Consider the following 19,393-nt stretch of genomic DNA (forward strand, 5'->3'; position numbering starts at 1 on the left):
TATTTCTTCTAGTTGTATATTTCTACTGAATTTTCTTATATTTCTTTGTTTTTTACTATCAATTAATAGAAAAATATTGCTCCACTATTAGCTTTGAAGTATAAATAGCTAAAGAGCTTACACTCATATCGCGTTTAAAAAGAACATAAAATATCAAAGGATTATGTGCAGAAGTTAATGGTTAAACGCCGGCCGATTAAAGCAATACTCTTAAAGCCGGAGTCTGGGTTCGATTCCTAGCTGTACACCAATTAAACTTATGAAAACACCAGCCTATAAGCCGTTTATCGACTCAGTTGGAAAAACTGTTCACCATCTTAATACTATAGCAGTAGGTCTATCCGGTGTTGAATTGGGTAAGTGTACCAAACCTGAAGAACTTAATATTTCTTGGAATCCTTCAAATATAAAACATTCGAGCCGCGATGCTCGCCAATTTACTTTAAAAGCAACAATTGTATTTGTTGCAGAAGAACTATGCACCTATAACTCTCTAATTATAGGATCTCCTAACATTGGTAATATAACTCTACCTAAAGACGCTGATAGAGGCCAAAAACACTTAGCACTGACTGAACATCTCAAGATTAACGATCCTGCTTTACAGTTGGGTCCATTACTTTTGATTCACTGGCGAAATAGAATTATTCATAGAAAATCTACAGCATCTCTCACAGCATCTCAAATTTTGGCTTTAAAAGATGCTAATAATCAAATTAAAGATAATTATAAAAATCTATGTAGTTATAAATTATTAGAAGATTTTAATATTGGTCTTCCTACATTAAAAGACGTTTCTTCATTAATTGCAATGACGATCAATTATGTACATTCTGTCGAAAACCATATACCAGAACCAGAATCTAAGGAAGATTTAGAAAATTGGCTAAAAAACTTAGATTTATATAATGAATATGAAAGAGCTCAAAGAGTTGCATTAAGCAAACAGAATCCTTTAGTTTATATGACAAATTTCTTTAACACTCAATGCCCTAAATTATTACCAGCCTACAAACTATTTTGTTAATTTTTTAAAATCCTATAACAAAACTTTTTAAAATTTTAAAGGGGTATTAAAATGTCGTCTGTTTTATTACAAATACAAAATGCTGATACGGTAATTTGCCAAAATATTGAAGCATTAAAAGATCAAAGAAGGATACTTTCACAGAACATTCTCTCACAACTTAGAAACTTAATTGAAGGCATTTCGGTAGCATTACAATCTAATTCTCTAAATACTGAATTTAGTTATCCCTTAATTGAGTCAGGATTATCTTTTGTTAAAGGGCAATCTAAATATAATTTTCTTGGAAAGTTTCATAAACTGCTTCAAATAAGTGCTTCACACTATACGTTAGATGGTGATTCTTCAGAAAGACTGATGTTAAAGTATTATGAGTATCTCTATAGAATAAGAAGCTTATTAAATCAAAAATTTAATATTTCAATACTTAGAAATTTAGAGCTATTTCCTGTTAATTTAGATCCATCTCTTCGTGAATATCATGAAAAAATTTCGGAAAAAATTAATTATATTAATCAAACAAAATCTAAAGCTTATAGAGTAGATAAATATTATATTCATAAGACACGCCCATTTTATATTAATGGGTCTATCTATTATGAAGTAACTTTTTACCGCGCTTTTAACAAAGTTAATAAGCATGATCGAATAATTGCTTTTACAAGTATAGATATTTCTAAAGATTATGCTTGTAATTTAGCACTTCAAAATGAATCAATTGAAGTACTGGGATATAATATGCCAATTATAATTATTAGTAATTGGGAAATATCAATTCGACAATGCGAATTTAACAACTATGCAAAGATTCTAGGATCAAGAATACAAGTCAATACCAAATCTAATGAATATAGATTTTTAATGGCTTGGCTAACCGAAAGATCAGGAAATTTATTAGACTTAATCGAATTAAATGAAAACTTATATAATCAAATTAAATCACAAGCACTAAATAATGATTTAAATAATATTCAAATTTTTAAAATAATAGACAAGGTGAGAATTTTATATATAAACCAATCAACAGGTTATAAAACCCTTAGATATTTAATGCTTAAAATGAATAATCAGATAATAAAATCCCAACATGATTCTCGTGGATGCCCATTATTATCAAATCTAAATTTATCTTATAGTTGTATTCCTTTTGAGAAAATGCCTTTTTGTACATCATTAAGAGGGCATAATCCTAAATTAATAGATTTAATAGAAAGCTTAGATTCTAGTGCATGCCAAGAAGAATTTCTAGCAAGACGTATAAAAAATAATATTGAACAAAAAGGTATACTTTACACTCCCTTAGAGGATATACAAAATTTTTATCTGATTGAAGATTTAATTAAAAAATATAACAATCAACTCTATTACAAACATAGAGAAAATAGAAAACTAATAACTGATAAAGGTCATATTTTTATTAACCAATATGAAAATGACACCTACACTATTGTAAATAAGCTTCAAGAGTTTTCTAAAGAAGGTATTGCCGGTTATACTCAGGCTGTCGATCGATGGTTAAGTTCCACACCGATTTCGATTGATGATCCTGTAAAAGTTGATGCATTAAAACAATTATTTAGTGACTCAAAAGTAGCTATTATTTATGGTGCTGCGGGTACTGGTAAATCAACTATGGTTGACCATATAGCTCATTACTTTAATGATAAGAAAAAACTATTTTTAGCGCATACAAACCCAGCTATAGACAATCTAAAACGTAAAATAAGTGCTCAAAATTCAGAATTTAGTACCATTAGAAGCCATATCAGTAAGCAGAATTCTTCTACAGAATATGATCTACTTATTATTGATGAATGCAGCACTGTAAGTAATACTGATATCTTAGATGTTTTAAATAAAACCTCTTTTAAACTCTTAATATTAGTCGGTGATGTATATCAAATTGAATCAATTCAATTTGGCAATTGGTTCAGCACTATTAGATCATTTATACATAAAAAATCTGTTTTTGAATTAATTACCCCTTATAGAACATCAAATCAAAACTTATTAAATTTTTGGGGAAAAGTAAGAAATATTGAAGATGATATTGCTGAATTAATGGTACGTAATCAATATACAACTATATTAGATAATAATTTATTCGAAAAACATTTTCATGATGAAATTATCTTATGCCTTAATTATGATGGACTATATGGCATTAATAATATTAATCGCTTTCTTCAGAGTAGTAATCCAGGAAAATCAGTTACATGGGGCATAACTACTTATAAAGTTGGTGATCCTATTTTATTCTCTGAGACTGAAAGATTTAGACCTGTTATCTATAATAATTTAAAAGGAAAAATTATTGATATTGTAGAAATTAATAGTGGAATTCAATTTGATATTGAATTAGATAGACCATTAACTGAGTTCGATGTCTATGGAACCGAGCTTGAATGGCTTAGAGATTCAATTGTACGTTTTTCAGTATTTCTCTCTGACAATAGTGATGATGATGATGATTCACTTAATACTATTATTCCATTTCAAGTAGCTTATGCTGTTTCAATTCATAAAGCACAAGGGCTTGAATATGATTCTGTAAAAATTGTTATAACTGATGCAAATGAAGATGAAATAACACATAGTATTTTCTACACAGCTATAACTCGTGCTCGTGAAAACTTAAAGATTTTTTGGCCCCCTGAAACACAGCACAATGTTCTGAAAAAACTATGTCGCACTAATAATGCTAAAGATGTTCATTTACTTGCAAGTCGAAGAAAACTAACAACTATTAATTAAATTTATTTTAAGAGTTAGAGGAGAGACTAGTCTCTCCTCTATACATTAAATAGCCACAAATCCTTTCAATCCCTGCTGAATATTAAATTCAGTCTGATTTTCTTTAATCTGCTGGCCTTCAACAGGCTGATCAAACTCCTCAACCACCTTCGAGCCCTCCTCCATATACACATCTATCCTTCCACTCCCAAAACCTTTCCTTACGATAAAGTCTAAAGTTTCCTGATAAAACCCCGCCTGCTTGCTCTGTTCATCAATTTGCTTCGCCTGAACAATCGCTTCATTCAAGCTAATCCCTTCCCTTAAAGTTAAATCCACATAATACACAGGCGACGATAGCTCTGCATCGTACTCTTAACTCGTAACGTCAGCTGTAATGGGAGGCAAGATAACAAACCATTAGACGCTGCATGGTAATAACTCAGTCGCGCAGCCAAAGTCCGAATACTGTTAAAGCCTGTGGTTCTAAAAATAAAGGGGTCAAATTCATCTAGCTTATTAAAGTTCATATGCAAACGTCTTTTAGACAATATGAATACTGATTTTTATTACTTTAAAAAATATTCATCTTAAATTTTATACTTATTTTACGCAAAATTTACGATAATTTTATTATATATCAATAAATTAAACCATAACATACATTACTTCAATGACTACTAATTTAAAGTGTTATGAAAAAATTATACCATCTACTTTTTAGCCTTATACCGCTCTATTCAAGTTATGCTTTTGCTACTGGAGATGAAAGCTCTCCCGCTTTAAGCTTTTCAGGTAATGTATCATTGGCCAGCGACTACCGCTGGCGCGGCCAAACGCAAACCCAGAATGATCCGGCCTTGCAGGGAAACTTTGTTTTAAGCCATGCTTCAGGATTTTATCTTGCTGCATTTGCATCGAATGTTGATTTTGATGACGAAGTAAATTTAGAACTGGATCCCCAGATCGGCTATACAGCGCCAATCGCGCTAGGTTCAATCCATCCTGCAGTTGATCTTGGCATGCTGCGCTACAATTACATCGGCAACAGCGATTTAAATTATAATGAATACTATTTCAAAATGATCTTTAATGCGTTGCTGCATCAGAACGATAGCTTTACACCAAGCATAAGCTATACCTATAACTATGGCGGCAAAGCTGCCAGTGACAGTATAGGTAAAGATATCTCAAATTGGTATTTTAATGTCTTATATGCTACACCGATTGCTCAAACTAATTTTGGCACAAATGTTAGCTTAGGTTATTCCAAAGCAAATCAGGACATTTATGGTTCTGAAGCAAAAGACCATTTTTTTGATTGGAAAATTGGTGCAACTTACCGCTATAACCCAATGGGAATAAATGCAGAATTAGCAGCGTTTGGTAGTAATTTAAAAACCAAAGACTTTACAAGTCAAAATAAAAAAGGGGTAAAAACTGAAGTAGTATTCACCCTGACTAAATCTTTTTAAAAGTTAAATGCCAATAGTATCAGCAATACTATTGGCATAATTATTTTACTTGAGTAATTTCAATATATGATCTATCTCACTTCGATTAAAACCTCTTTCTTTAAAAATAGTATGAATTATTTTTTTCATACTTTTTGACGCATACTGGTATTTCTTTACTAAAATGTCAGAATCAATTTCCTGTAAACTATACTTCAAATATAATTCTTCATTGAGCTTCTGATTTCTAGCATCATCTTCATTATTTATCGTGTTATACATTTTTAAGCAGTTAAATATCCCAATGTTGTTCGATCAAAGTAATTTGGCTGTACATATACTGATGCTCAGCACGTTTAACTGCACACCATAATTCCATAAATCTTTTGCCGAGATATTTTTGCAAAACAGTATTCCGGTGAAAAAATGTTAAAGCATCCAGCTGATTCGTACTTAAAAAGTGCGGCTGATGTTTATTTTTTATCTGAGTGGCTTGCTGTGGAATTTCCAGATTCTGTGTCAACCCATGCAGTGTGCCGATCAAAATCAGGGCTGCAGTTAAATAAGGATTGCAATCCGCACCTGCAACACGATATTCCAAGCGTTGATTTTCATTGTCCGAACATGGTATGCGAATGGCCACATTGCGGTTATTCACGCCCCAATTAGCTTCTAAGGGCACATGGTTTCCAGCTTTAAACCGGCGGAATGAGTTTACATTCGGGGCAAGCACGGCCATGGACGGCGGCAGCAAGACTATCAGCCCGCTGATCGCCTTTAATAATTGCCGTGACGGTAAAGGATTCTGCTTCATGCTGAAAATATTCTGCTGGTCTTGATTTAACAAACTCATGTGAAAGTGCATGCCGCTGCCCGCTTTATTCAGATCAGGCTTAGCCAAAAAGCTTGCATGTAACCCATGTTCTACAGCGACTTGCTTAATGGTGCGCTTTAGCATCATGATCTGATCGCATAGCTTCAAAATATCACCGCTATGCTGAATATTAATTTCGTATTGCCCGGAAGATGATTCCGAGACTAAGCCTGTAATCTGAATCCCCTGCAAAAGGGCAATCCGTTCAATTTCATCCAGAACGTCTTGATATTTATCTTGCACATTCACATCAAAACATTGATTTAAATAAATCTGATTGGAGCCAGATTTTTCATTGCTGTCAAATAAATAAAACTCCAATTCTGCGGCCATGCAAGGATAAAAGTTTTGATCATGCAGCGCTCTTAAACTTTTTTTTAAAATATTGCGCGGTTCAACTTCGCAATCTTGATGATTGTCATCTTTCATGGTTAGGAATAACTGTGCATTGGACTCTGGATTTAAAGCGCAGGGCTGCAGGCTTCCCAATATAGGTTTACATAAATAATCCGGCTCACCGATCGATTTTCCTAAACCCGATTCTTCAATCACTTCTCCATCAAGACTCATGGCATAAATAGACATTGGGAAATAACAGCCTTGTGCAATATTTTTTAGACCGACAATATCTATGCGCTTGCCGCGGACATGACCATTCAGATCGTGCAGGCAAATCTCAACATGACGGGTATTGGGATAGCGCTGCAGATAGTTTTCGATTTCTTCTGAAAATAGAATATCTTCAATATCGCAGCATTGACGCGCAGATGGCATGGATTCAGGGACCGCTTCTTCGTCAGCTATATTATGTCTAGCCATGAGTAAATTACTCATTATTTTGTCCTGTTAAATATTAACAATGATCAAAATAAAACAAGTTCTACCGAATGTAACGTAAATAAACCGTAAAAAAGCACCCAACTAATATGATTATTTTTAAAACTATTAAAACCACGAAAAAGCTAATTTAAAATAAGTTAAAATATAAAAATAACAATAGATCTTTTTCATAAATCAAAAAACGATCTTCTTTTTGGTTAATATTTGCACTCCGGATTTCTTAGCATTCGTGCATAATCTGCGGATGAAATACATCGATTCAAACAAGCTTTCTGATCCTCAGTTCAAGCGATACACAGGCATCTCATGGTCAACTTTCTATTTGATGGTTGAGCAATTGCAGAAGCATGTCTCTGCCAAAGGCAGACCGCCCAAGTTAAGCCTGGAGGATCAGGTTCTGCTCTGTCTGAGCTATTGGCGGGAATACCGAACCTTATTTCACGTTGCGACGAGTTACGGGGTTTCAGAGCCCACAGCCTCAAGAATTGTCCGTCATGTTGAAGACTGCCTGATTCGGTCCAATCTGTTTAATTTACCCAAAGATTTACCCGAGGGCAAAGGCATCGACTGGAATGTTGTGATCGTGGATGCCACGGAAATTCCAATCCAAAGGCCTAAAAAAACAGAAGAAAAGCTATAGCGGCAAGAAAAAGACCCATACCTTTAAAGTACAGGCCATGATTCACTACAAAACTCAGCAAATTCTGAGTTTATGTACCAGTCGCGGTGCAGTGCATGATTTCAAGTTGTTCAAACGCAATTTAAGCCAGATTCCTTTTGGGGCTTTTATCCTTGCAGATAAAGGCTATCAGGGGATTTATGTGTTGTATCCGAATAGCCTGTTGCCATTAAAAGCCAAAAGACACTGTAAACTGGATCCTGAATTGAAAATCTATAATCAAGAAATCAATAAAAGAAGAATCGGAATTGAGCATGTATTTGGCAGCCTGAAAACCTTCAAAATCCTTGCTGAGTGTTATCGAAATAGAGGTAAAAGGCTTGGTTTGAGATTCAATTTAATCGCTGGAATCTACAACTTGGAACTGAGCAAAAAATGATTTATGAAAGAGGTCTAATTACTCATGTAAAATAAATGACATATTTAATATTAATAAATCTTCAAAAATCGCAAACCCACTCCCGGTTCAGTAATAATATATTTAGGCTGCACAGCATTATCATTTAACTTCACTCTTAATTTAGCAACCAGAATCCTTAAATAATGCGTATCTTCTTGGTGCGTTGGCCCCCACAGCTCTTTCAGTATTTGCGGCTGGGTAATCAATTGGCCTTTATTTTTCGCCAATAAATTCAGCAGCTGATATTCTTTGCGCGTTAAGGAGAGCAATTGTTGATTTAAAAAAACCTGCCGTTTGGAAAAATCGATTTTTAATACGCCATCATCAAAAATTGTCGTATAAACAGTACTATGCTCATGCTGCCTAAGCAGTACACGAATGCGCGCCATCAGCTCCTGAACACTAAACGGCTTGGTCACATAATCATTTGCGCCAGCATCCAGAAGCTTCACTTTTTCTTGTTCATTTGCCCGCACAGACAGCACTATCACTGGAACGTGCGACCATGTGCGAAGCTCAGACAAAACCTCATAACCATCCAAATCTGGCAAACCCAAATCGAGGATCACTAAATCCGCGCCTTGCAAAGCTAGGAGTTCCAAGCCCTTTTGGCCATTTTCAGCCAAAAGCGTTTTATAGCCTTGCGCTCTGAGTGCTATATCCAAGAATTTTCGAATCTGATTTTCGTCATCAATAATCAAGACATTGGTCATGGAGCTGGCTGATTCATTCTGTTCTGGCATTTTCCCACCTAAAAGCTGCTAGATGCTTTAAGTAATTTGCTGAATAGGAAGCTGTATGCGGATACATGTTCCTTGATTGTTCTTGCCTGATGATGCCATGATTTTCCCCATATGCGCACCCACAATCGCTTTCACAATCGTCAAGCCCAAGCCTGTACCATATTGCCCGCGGTCACCGCGCTGCATGGTATAAAACATGTCAAAAATGCGTTCCCGCTCACCTTCCGGGATACCCTGCCCCTTATCAGTTATGGCAATTTCGATCTCATTTTCATTCACCTGCTGCACCTCAATCATCACAGCTTTATTCTCTGGTGAAAATTTTGCGGCATTTTCCAGCACATTAAAAATGGCCTGTTCAATCAAGGCGGCATGTACAAATAAACTCAAAGATTCTTGAGGCGCATGCACTTCAACCAATGCATCTGGCATATAACGGTTTAAACGGCGCACTGCTGAACCGATCAGTTCATCAACTCCAATCCAGTCCCGCTTCAAGCTTAAGCCTTCATGGCCTAAACGGGTCATATCCAGTAGGTTTTGAATATAGCGGTCTAAACGCTCCCCCTCTAAATGAATCGCTTCCAGCAAGCTGTCCTGATCATTTTCATTCATGGAATGGCGGTAAGTGCTCAAAGTATCCGCTGCTCCAATCATCGACGCCAAAGGCGAGCGTAAATCGTGCGATACGGATGATAATAATGCCGAGCGCAATTTTTCCGTTTCAGAATTCACATTGGCTATTTCCAAAGCCTTGGTCAGCTGGGTGCGGAAAATCGCCTGCGCAAGATACTCTACCATGAGTTCAGCGAGCTGTTTTTGCTCCGTATTGATTACTGCTTGCACATCTTTAAGTTTCAACCCCACCACGCCTAAGCATTGCTTGGAAGCCAATAAGGGCAAAAACCACCACTCATTTTCCGTCAAGGTTTGGGTAAAGCGACCGGACGGTTGATGGTTTTTGAATGTCCAATCGGCTGAAATTTTTTCTTTATTACTCATGATAGTGGATGATGCTTGAGTTGCTGCAGTATCTGGGAAATACAGCCAGACATCTGCATTGAGATTTTTACTCAGGCTATGTTCAGCAATCTCCTTGATTTGTGCCAAATCTAATGCTGTGGACAGCTTCTGCCCTAAATCCTGCATAATACTGTTATAACTGTTCGCCGTTTTGAGTGCAGTCACCTGCTCTTTCAAACGTGACGCTAATCGGCTCGAAATTAAAGCCGCGCCCAAAAATGCAATCACGGTGACAATCCCCTGATGTGCAGAAATCTGAAATGTAAATTGCGGGGAAATAAAGAAAAAATTATAAGCTAGAAAGAATAGGATGGCTGAAAAAGCTGCAGCCAGCATCCGTGTTTTTGATGCCACAAAAACCACAGCGGTGATAAAAATCACCGAAAGATCTTCAATCCCTAAATACTTTTCCCCTAAGCTTGCAATCACAATGCTGATGACCGTGGTGGCTAGTACGTACTGTATTTCTCTTAGCGACAAGAATGCCCTTTGAGTGAAAAAGGACAGATGCTTATTCTCTGCAATAATCGGCACAATACTGAGTTCAAAACTGGGCCGGTATTGCAGTAATTGATCAATCAAATTGAGCCTTAAATTCAGCGAAAACTTTTGCGGAGCCGCTTGTGCTAAAACCAAGGTTGAAATGCCGCGGTCCATCACATAATCAAATAAAGTTTTAGCATGTTGCTGGCCGTGAAGGACTTCTGTCATTCCACCCATTTGACGCGTTAAGTTTAAAGCCCGTTCAATTTCACGGCTTTGCGAGTTTTCCTGTTTATTCATGATTTGCGTATCATGAGAAAAAGCAACAACCGTCCATTTTGCCGCACGATGCTCGGCAATACGGCATCCAGTCCGAACTAAAGCTTCAGAATGCCCTTTGCCATCAATCATAATTAAGACATGATTTTTTAAGGGAATTTGAGCAAGCCCTTGAATGGCGAAATTTTCGCGTACATCATTATCAACATAATTGGCCACAGTTTGCATTGCCAGTTCACGCAGTGCCGTTAAGTTGGAGCTGTTGAAAAATCGCTGCAAGGCCTGTTCGGCCTGCTCAGGCACATAGACCTTTCCTTGGTTTAAGCGCTCCAACAGCTCATTTACAGGCAAATCAATCAAGCGGATATCTCGAATCCGTTCGAATACCCTGTCTGGCACGGTTTCAGTGACACGAATCCCTGTGATTTGATATACCACATCATTCAAACTTTCCAAATGCTGAATGTTCATGGTGGTAAAAACATCAATACCAGCATCTAATAATTCATTGATATCTTGCCAGCGTTTTTCATGACGGCTGCCGGGCATATTAGTGTGGGCAAATTCATCCACCAAAACAATACTGGGCTTTTTATCCAAAACGGCATCTAGATTCATTTCCTCCAGATGCTGCCCTTGATATTCAATAGCCTTTCGCGGAATTATATCTAAACCAGAAATTAAATTTTCAGTTTCTCTACGGCCATGCGTTTCTACATAGCCAATGACGATATTAATGCCCTGCAGCGCCAGTTCATGCGCACGAACCAGCATGGCAAAGGTCTTTCCCACGCCCGGAGCTGCGCCTAAAAAAATCGTCAGCCGCCCAGACTGATAACGCTGTGTATGTTGCAGCAAAACATCGGCTTTATTGGTTCGTTGATCAGTCATAGAAGTAATCTTTATTTATTGCTTTAAAAAGATGTTTTTAAATTCATTTAAATGCGTCTAAAGTCAGCTTGGCTATTGCTGGGCAATATGGATGCCACCGTTGGGCGGAGGTATAGAACATCCCCTCGCCCAACAATCGTATGTAACTTAATTCAAATTATTTAATAGCGTTCAATCACTATATTTTAATCTTCAAGCCATTCATATCACTTCCCGCCCCGATCCAAAGCCAAATTCAATTCAAGCACATTGATACGTGCCTGCCCTAAAATCCCAAAAATCGGCTGAACCGTATGCGACTGAATCAGTTTTTCGACATTCTGTTCAGGCATATGCCGTGCATGGGCAATCCGCTTCACTTGAATCATGGCTGATTGCACGCTAATTTCAGGGTCGATGCCACTGCCTGAAGCGGTGACCAGATCCGCAGGAATTTTAGATTTTTCAATCTGTTCCTTCGCTGCGATTCGATTCAGCCGTTCCTCTATGGCTTTCTGCAGTTCAGGATTGGTTCTCGCCATGTTGCTTCCGGCCATCGCCATAGGATCATAATTTGCGGCAGATGGACGCGGATGGAAATATTGAACTTGGGCAAAAGGCTGTGCCACTAAGCGTGAACCGATCACTTGATTATTTTCGACAATCAAGCTGCCGTTGGCTTGTTTTGGAAAGAGCATTTGTCCTAAGCTGGTTGCAGCAGCACTATATACAAAGCCGCATAAGCCTAGAGCAATGATGGTCATTCCAAACGAAGCGCGCAGTTTCTCACCCCATGATGAGTCTGCCAATTGATGATTTTGCATATTCACTTTGTCATCCTCAAAAAATTTATAGGGCCAAGATTGGACTGATCAGCAGATCAATCGCTTTAATGGCAATAAACGGTAGCAGCACCCCGCCCACACCATAAATCAGCATGTTGCGGCGCAATAATTGGGTAGATGTCGAAGGTTTGAATTTCACACCGCGCAGTGCAATTGGAATCAGCAGAGGAATAATGATCGCATTAAAGATCAGCGCAGACAGGATGGCACTTTCAGAACTGCCTAGTTGCATGACATTTAACACATGCATTTGCGGAATTGCCGCGACGAATAATGCCGGCAAAATTGCAAAATACTTTGATACATCATTCGCCAAGGAAAAGGTGGTTAATGCACCGCGAGTAATCAGCTGCTGTTTGCCTATTTCAACCACAGATAGCAATTTGGTTGGATCAGAATCTAAGTCCACCATATTGCCTGCTTCTTTGGCTGCTTGCGTTCCCGAGTTCATGGCTAAGCCAATATCTGCTTGGGCCAACGCCGGTGCATCATTAGTACCGTCACCGACCATCGCTACCAAATGTCCTTTGTTTTGCTCGGTTCGAATGCATGTGAGTTTATCTTCTGGTTTCGCTTCAGCGATATAATCATCCACACCAGCCTCTGCTGCGATGGCCGCTGCTGTGAGCGGATTATCTCCGGTCACCATCACAGTTTTAATGCCCATTTCACGTAAGCGCGCAAATTTTTCTTTAATGCCTTGCTTAATCACGTCTGATAGTTCAATGACACCCAACAAATTCTGGTCTTTAGCCACGACCAGCGGCGTTGCCCCTTTTGAAGCTATTTGTTCTACGCGCGCTTTCAGTTCGGCATGATTTTCAAGGTTTTGCGAAGCGAATTTAAGAATGGCATCCATAGCGCCTTTACGCACTTGATGACCATCCGCCAAGTTAAGGCCTGAAATGCGTGTGGACGCATTAAAAGCGATAAATTCAGCCTGTTCAGGCTCGGCCACTCTTTCACCTTGCTCTTTGGCCAAAGCAACCACCGATTTACCTTCTGGCGTTGGATCGGCCAAAGAAGTCAGTACCGCCGCTTGGCGAAGTTCAGACTCCGTCACTCCTGTTAAGGGATAAAAAGCAGTCGCCTGACGGTCACCGTAAGTAATAGTTCCGGTTTTATCGAGTAGTAAAACATCTATATCGCCTGCAACTTCAACCGCCTTGCCTGATTTGGCAATCACATTGGCTTTGAGCGCTCTGTTCATCCCTGCAATTCCAATAGCTGGCAATAAGCCGCCGATGGTGGTTGGAATCAAGCAGACCAATAGCGCCACCAATAAAATCGGGCTGATTTCAATATGCAGGAAATGTCCAATCAACGGCAGGCTGACCACGACGATGATAAAAGTCACAGTCATCACGGTCAGTAAAATACCTAAGGCAATTTCATTCGGTGTTTTTTGACGGTTTGAGCCTTCGACTAAAGCAATCATTCGGTCGAGAAAGCTATTTCCCGCCTCTGCGGTCACTTGCACGATGATCCGGTCGGTTAAGACTTTGGTTCCGCCAATCACCCCAGATTTATCTGTGCCCGCTTCACGGAGTACCGGCGCAGATTCACCTGTTACTGCAGCTTCATTGATCGTAGCAAAGCCCTGAATTATTTCACCATCTGCGGGAATCAATTCCCCTGCACGCACTTCAATCAAGTCATGCATGTTCAATTCAGCCGCTGAAATCTGCACCCCATCCATATCATCTTTAGAATGGATCCGGCGCGCCGTCAAATTCTGACGCGCTTGACGCAGGGATGACGCCTGTCCGCGGCCTTTGGCTTCAGCAACCGCTTCGGCATAATTGGCAAAGAGAACCGTCACAAATAAAATCAACGTCACCAATAAGCCAAAAACCAAACTAGATTGACCTAGAATTGTACTAACCAGTGTAATCAGCGTCCCAAGCCAAACGATGGCCATCACCGGATTTTTAATCACATGCTGCGGCAGCAGTTTAATAAAGGCATTTTTCCATGCTTCAGCTTGAACTAAGGTTGAAGCTATGGTGTTTTGCTGTGTTTGAACAGTGTGTTTTGAATGATTCATTGTACTCACCCTTAACCTTGAACCAATAACAGATGATCAGCAATTGGCCCCAAGACCAGGGCTGGCATAAATTGCAATAAGGTCAACATCACCACAATGGCAATTAAAGTCAGTGCGAATGTTGGCGTTTCGACTTTTAAACTGCCGCTGCTTTCAGGTGCTTGGCGTTTAGCAGCTAAACGTGTAGCGATGATTAAAGGAATAATTAATGTCGGGAAACGGCCGAGCAATAAAGCAATACCGCATGTGACATTCCACCACACGGTATTGTCTGATAGCCCTTCAAAGCCTGAGCCATTGTTGGCAAATGCAGACACATATTCGTACAGCACTTGAGAAATGCCGTGGTATTGCGGATTACTGTTGCCCGTCAATTCAGGAAAAAATACAGTTATTGCGGTTAAACCAAGAATGACGATGGGTTGGATCAAAATCACAACAGCGAGCAGCTTGATTTCACCGGCTTCAATTTTGCGGCCAAACAATTCTGGGGTGCGGCCGGTCATTAAGCCTGCAATAAAGACTGCTAAAAACAGATAAATAATGAATTGCTGTAAACCACAGCCAATCCCGCCCCAAATGGCATTGATCAGCATATTGGACAATTGCACCATACCTGTGAGCGGTGCAGATGAATCATGCATCATATCCACTGAGCCGTTATTGACTTGGGTGGTGACCGCTGACCACAAAGCAGATGATGCCTCGCCAAAACGCACTTCTTTACCTTCCATGGCGGAAAGCAATGTCGAAGTCGATGAAAGGCTTTCTGACCAGATAGCGCTAGTCGCAGAAATGATCGACATCAGCAGCATTGAAGCAAAGACCAAGCCTGCGAATTTGGCGCGTTTGGTGAAAAAGCCCAGCATAAAAATCACCGAAACAGGGATCAGTAAAATCGCAAGCATTTCCAGAAAGTTTGACAATGGTGTCGGATTTTCCAAAGGTACACTGCTGTTCGGACCATACCAGCCACCACCATTACTGCCCAATTGCTTAATTGCTACCATGGGCGCAACAGGGCCTAAAGGTATTTTTTGCGTTGTTAATTCGCTGCTTTGGTCGATGACTTGAACTTCTGGGCCGCCTTGAAAAGTCGATGGTACGCCTTGGCTAGTGAGCAATAATGACCAAACCATGCATAAAGGAATCAGAAAGCGGAACGTCGGACGAATCACATCGGCCCAATAGTTGCCGACATTAATTTGTTGCACTTTATGCTTAAAGCTGGTCTGTTGATCGGTTTCAGAAAGTGCATTGGATTGTTTGTAGAACAGTGCTCGAACTGTAGCCACCACCATCGCCAGGCCCATCATCGGCGTGATGATCTGCAAGCCGACAATGCCGACCATTTGCGATAAATATGACAGTTGCGCCTGTCCTGAATAGTGCTGCTGGTTGGTATTGGTCAGAAACGAAATCATGGTATGCAGCGCCAAATCCCATGACATATTCGGTGCATGGTTTGGGTTCAACGGCAGGCTGGCTTGAACCATAAATAGAGTCCAAGTCACCAAACCGATCACTGCACAGCTCATGACAAAATTGAATGAATAGGTTTTGACATTCATCCCCCGTTTGGGATTGATTCCTAAAACCGCGTAAATGGGCTTTTCAATCCAATTGAATAGAGGATCAATTTTCATATCGCGGTTGTGCATAATTGCTGCGAGGTATTTACCCAAGGGATAAGCCAGAACAAAGACGATGGCTAAAAGCAAAGCAAACTCTAACATGGCATTTCACTCCTATGTTTCAGAGCTGAAATCTGCTTAAAGAAGTTGAAATAAGATATATTTTGATTGTTTTGTACAACGCAATTTTTTTGATGCTGTACCTGCTGATGCGCGTGAATGACCGCACTCATGTTTTTTATCCTAAGCATTGGGATATTCCACTATCTAGTATGAAAAATAAAACCGTAAAGTCTCTATCCATAACTTTGGATGCCGCGTAAAGAAAGCGTAAAAATTTGGCTCAGTGAATTTATAAATGCAGAAAAATATCTTAAAAGTGATGGCTATTATTATTCTGTGACTCACTTTATTTATGGATATAATTTCAGTACTTAAAGCCTTATTTTTAGGTTTTATAGAAGGTTTAACGGAGTTTTTACCCATTTCCAGTACTGGTCATTTAATTTTATTTGGCCATTTAATTGATTTTCATTCAGACTCAGGCCGTGTCTTTGAAGTTGTCATTCAACTGGGCGCAATCTTAGCCGTTTGTTGGCTCTACCGTAAAAAAATTATTAATCTACTATATGGTTTTATATCAGGTGATTACCATGCGAGACGTTTTGCGATAAATGTCTTCATTGCATTTATTCCTGCAGTAGTGATCGGAGTTATAGCTGTTGATTTTATTAAACAAGTTTTATTCAGTCCTTCGGTTGTTGCATCTGCACTGATTATTGGTGCACTGTTAATTTTTGCTGTAGAAGCTAAAAATTTTAAAGTCCAAACCATTGAGGCAACCAATATTGGATTCAAACAGGCCATTGTTATTGGTTTGGTTCAATGTCTTGCGATGATTCCGGGGACTTCACGGTCTGGTGCAACCATTATTGGGGGGATGTTGGCGGGTTTATCACGTAAAGCAGCTACTGAATTTTCTTTTTTCCTTGCCATACCAACAATGCTTGGTGCCGCTACTTATGACATATTTCGCAACGTTGATGTTTTAACTTCAGAAAATTTATTGAATATTTCCGTAGGCTTTGTAACCGCATTCATCGCAGCTTTGCTTGTAGTAAAAGCCATGGTTAAATTTGTAGAAAAACATACTTTAAAAGTTTTTGCTTGGTATCGTTTGGTATTAGGTTCAATCATCTTATTTATTTTTTAATACAAGCAAAAAAATAAATAAATTAAAGAGAACTCGCTGTTCTCTTTAAGTTTTTTTAATTTACAACCCGTACATTCTGCTGCAAGCTTTTCTGAATCTCTTGTACAACACCCTCTCCCTGATGGAACTTAGGCCCTGATTTAGATTCCTTTTTGGTTCTAGTTTGCAGGGGTTCAGATTCAATAAGTTCATCTATATCAAACTCCTTAACTACCTCCAAGCCTTCCTCTATATCGACCTCCATCCTTCCATTCGCAAAACCCTTCCTTGCAGTAAAGTCTAAAGCCTCCTGATAAAACCCAGCCTGCTTACTCTGCTCATCAATCTGCTTTGCCTGAATAATGGCTTCATTCAAGCTAATCCCCTCCCTTAAAGTTAGATCCACGTAATACACCGGCTGACGATAGCTTTGTGTCGTACTCTTGCCCCGCAATATCAATTGCAAGGGTAGACATGACAGCAAACCATTTGATGCCGCATGGTAATAACTCAGCCGTGCAGCCAAAGTACGGATACTGTTAAAGCCTGTAGTTCTAAAGATGAAGGTGCCAAACTCATCCGATTCATCTAAGTTCACATGCAAACGACCATAGGGCTTGCAGTTCCCTCCTTGAGCCAATGGACATAAATCAGGGGATGGACAGGGAAGTTGCTCCACGCCTTGATTGGTTAAACGCTGGCAGGTTTCTCCATTACCGACACAGACAGGTCTTCCAGTCTGTCGGTCAAACAGGCTGTATTCTGCACGCAGGTTTAAATCAGGATCATTAAAGATCATTCTGACGGGGATTGAACGTAGCTTTTGATTCGAAGCATTCGCTCGCAGCTGATCATCCAGTGGATGTTTAACCCAGCCTTCTTTGCTTTGAATCTGGGAAGTAATGGTGAACTGGTCATCCTTTTCCGGTAGGCGTTTGCCATTCTTCTCGATCATTCGACCGATACTGATACGCCCTAGGATTGGAGGGGTAATTGCTAAACCTTTAATCATGTTGATATTCCTTAATGTATTACCTTACAAATTTGGGTCTATGTATGTAGGTCGGAACAAGGACCAAATAAGTTACCCAAAGAATGTAGAGCCAGATAAAGTGCTACAGAGATCGCGACCGATTTGCTCTCTACCGAAGGGTAGAGAGCGGGGAGCGATTTTTGTGAATTTTTGATTTGGCGCTGTAGATAGGACTTAGTCGGTATAGATGTTGAATCGACGACTGCCCTGCTTTTGAAGTGGATAAAGGTCGATGAGTTCAGGCTGGTGCTGAAGCAATGCCTTGGTATTTAGACTGATAGAATCCTTCGCTTTCTTCCAGACCACTGAGCCATGAGCAAAGACAGCTCTTTCCTTGTCTTGCATCATCATCTGAATTTCATGTTTAAGTTGGTCAAAACGTTCCTGCTTATGCTGAATCTCTTCCTTCATTTTGATGAGCTTGTCGAACATCAAATTAGCATTTTCATTTTGCGAGAGATCCTCTACGGTTAAAGGTACATGGGCTGGGTAGAGCTGTTGAATGGCTTTAGCTGCCGATTCACTGGTATCTACTGATGGCGGTATATCCTTTTCTACACATTCCCAAAAATATCGTTCTGCTTTGACAATATGCTCAATCACTGATTCAGACCGTGTCACTTTGAAGATCTTGGTTTCATGCCCACAGATCAAGACACAAACATGTGCTGCCTGTTTACCAGTCACTGCCAGTTGATGTTGTACCTGACACAGCACGTATAAAGGCACACCATCACGCCACAACTTTGCTCCATGCTCACCTGCGGTTTTACATTCCAAGATCTGAACGTCATCACTGCCAACCACGCTGTAATCTAGATTGGCTAACATAAAGTGTTTATCGGGATCAGGATGCTGAAGTACCGCATTGATCCGTCGCACCTTGTTATGGGTGTGCATGCTATAGAACTCTGCCACCAAAGGTTCCAGCTGCTTGCCCCAATACAGCGGTGCTACACCTGAGCTTTCATCTTCTATGGATTGAGCCTGCCGTCCGGTTTTGATCAGCCAGAGTTCCAGCATCGACATATAGGGATTGAGACCACAGGCAGTCGCGGCATCACTGCTGCCAATGCCTTGCTTACGAACTTCGAGCCAATCCTGATATTCCATCCCTTTGGTATTGACCAATCGCTTGGCTGCTGTTGAGCGTTTGGTGGTGATGGTTGGATTAACTACAATCTTTGATCCTACAGTCGTAGGCTGATGGGAAATAGGTATAATTTGATTCATGGAA

Annotated in this window: 15 protein-coding genes, 1 tRNA gene and 1 pseudogene; 7 read left to right on the forward strand and 10 right to left on the reverse strand. The window is 39.6% G+C overall.

Annotated features, from left to right (window positions below; all coding sequences use genetic code 11):
- The first annotated feature begins 165 nt into the window (after positions 1-165).
- From ACWM1W_RS13200 to ACWM1W_RS13210, 3 genes are all read left to right on the forward strand, one after another.
- Positions 166-250 (forward strand) — tRNA-OTHER (locus ACWM1W_RS13200).
- Positions 251-259: 9 nt separating this feature from the next.
- Positions 260-1,027, forward strand: a complete 768-nt coding sequence (locus tag ACWM1W_RS13205) for a hypothetical protein (protein WP_448765140.1) — start codon at positions 260-262, stop codon at positions 1,025-1,027.
- 51 nt (positions 1,028-1,078) lie between these two features.
- Positions 1,079-3,781: an ATP-dependent DNA helicase gene (locus ACWM1W_RS13210; protein WP_448765139.1), complete on the forward strand. Its 2,703-nt coding sequence runs from the start codon at positions 1,079-1,081 to the stop codon at positions 3,779-3,781.
- A 45-nt stretch (positions 3,782-3,826) separates the two neighbouring features.
- On the opposite strand, the pseudogene ACWM1W_RS13215 reads toward ACWM1W_RS13210, so the two are convergent.
- A pseudogene (locus ACWM1W_RS13215) lies at positions 3,827-4,299 on the reverse strand (recombination directionality factor); the annotation flags it as partial.
- 156 nt (positions 4,300-4,455) lie between these two features.
- Here ACWM1W_RS13215 and ACWM1W_RS13220 point away from each other — a divergent pair.
- Entirely contained in the window at positions 4,456-5,235 is a 780-nt protein-coding gene (locus ACWM1W_RS13220) for a TorF family putative porin (protein ID WP_448765138.1), read from the forward strand.
- 45 nt (positions 5,236-5,280) lie between these two features.
- Here the strand turns inward: ACWM1W_RS13220 and ACWM1W_RS13225 are convergent, their stop codons facing one another.
- A complete protein-coding gene (locus ACWM1W_RS13225; protein WP_004733097.1) occupies positions 5,281-5,496 on the reverse strand; it encodes a hypothetical protein in 216 nt (71 codons plus the stop codon).
- 10 nt (positions 5,497-5,506) lie between these two features.
- Complete coding sequence (locus tag ACWM1W_RS13230) at positions 5,507-6,922, reverse strand: glutamine synthetase family protein (RefSeq protein WP_004733098.1); 1,416 nt, start codon at positions 6,920-6,922, stop codon at positions 5,507-5,509.
- Between the two features lie 250 nt (positions 6,923-7,172).
- Between ACWM1W_RS13230 and ACWM1W_RS13235 the strand changes: the two genes are divergently transcribed.
- Both ACWM1W_RS13235 and ACWM1W_RS13240 read left to right on the forward strand, forming a co-directional pair.
- Positions 7,173-7,568, forward strand: coding sequence for a transposase family protein (locus ACWM1W_RS13235; RefSeq protein WP_082190872.1), 396 nt, complete (start codon positions 7,173-7,175; stop codon positions 7,566-7,568).
- The gene (locus ACWM1W_RS13240) at positions 7,516-7,986 is read left to right on the forward strand and encodes a transposase family protein (RefSeq protein WP_461603266.1); all 471 of its coding nucleotides are present in this window, start codon (positions 7,516-7,518) and stop codon (positions 7,984-7,986) included. The genes ACWM1W_RS13235 and ACWM1W_RS13240 overlap by 53 nt, the downstream gene beginning before the upstream one ends.
- A 50-nt stretch (positions 7,987-8,036) precedes the next feature.
- Here the strand turns inward: ACWM1W_RS13240 and ACWM1W_RS13245 are convergent, their stop codons facing one another.
- From ACWM1W_RS13245 to kdpA, 5 genes are all read right to left on the reverse strand, one after another.
- Positions 8,037-8,750, reverse strand: coding sequence for a response regulator (locus ACWM1W_RS13245; RefSeq protein WP_448765121.1), 714 nt, complete (start codon positions 8,748-8,750; stop codon positions 8,037-8,039).
- Positions 8,751-8,777: 27 nt separating this feature from the next.
- Entirely contained in the window at positions 8,778-11,426 is a 2,649-nt protein-coding gene (locus ACWM1W_RS13250) for a sensor histidine kinase (RefSeq protein WP_004281626.1), read from the reverse strand.
- 206 nt (positions 11,427-11,632) lie between these two features.
- On the reverse strand, positions 11,633-12,235 hold the full coding sequence (kdpC, locus tag ACWM1W_RS13255; RefSeq protein ID WP_004679624.1) for a potassium-transporting ATPase subunit KdpC: 603 nt from the start codon (positions 12,233-12,235) through the stop codon (positions 11,633-11,635).
- A gap of 19 nt (positions 12,236-12,254) precedes the next feature.
- Positions 12,255-14,297 (reverse strand): potassium-transporting ATPase subunit KdpB, encoded by a 2,043-nt coding sequence (gene kdpB / locus ACWM1W_RS13260; protein WP_448765122.1) that lies wholly within the window; start codon positions 14,295-14,297, stop codon positions 12,255-12,257.
- 11 nt (positions 14,298-14,308) lie between these two features.
- The gene (gene kdpA, locus ACWM1W_RS13265; RefSeq protein ID WP_298893953.1) at positions 14,309-16,033 is read right to left on the reverse strand and encodes a potassium-transporting ATPase subunit KdpA; all 1,725 of its coding nucleotides are present in this window, start codon (positions 16,031-16,033) and stop codon (positions 14,309-14,311) included.
- A 313-nt stretch (positions 16,034-16,346) separates the two neighbouring features.
- Between kdpA and ACWM1W_RS13270 the strand changes: the two genes are divergently transcribed.
- Positions 16,347-17,144: an undecaprenyl-diphosphate phosphatase gene (locus ACWM1W_RS13270; RefSeq protein WP_448765123.1), complete on the forward strand. Its 798-nt coding sequence runs from the start codon at positions 16,347-16,349 to the stop codon at positions 17,142-17,144.
- A 55-nt stretch (positions 17,145-17,199) separates the two neighbouring features.
- On the opposite strand, the gene ACWM1W_RS13275 is transcribed toward ACWM1W_RS13270, so the two are convergent.
- Positions 17,200-18,135, reverse strand: a complete 936-nt coding sequence (locus tag ACWM1W_RS13275) for a recombination directionality factor (protein ID WP_261635334.1) — start codon at positions 18,133-18,135, stop codon at positions 17,200-17,202.
- 195 nt (positions 18,136-18,330) lie between these two features.
- A complete protein-coding gene (locus tag ACWM1W_RS13280) occupies positions 18,331-19,389 on the reverse strand; it encodes a YqaJ viral recombinase family nuclease (RefSeq protein ID WP_448765124.1) in 1,059 nt (352 codons plus the stop codon).
- Positions 19,390-19,393: the final 4 nt, after the last annotated feature.

It is taken from the genome of Acinetobacter sp. TW_SC_4 (genome assembly GCF_054861205.1).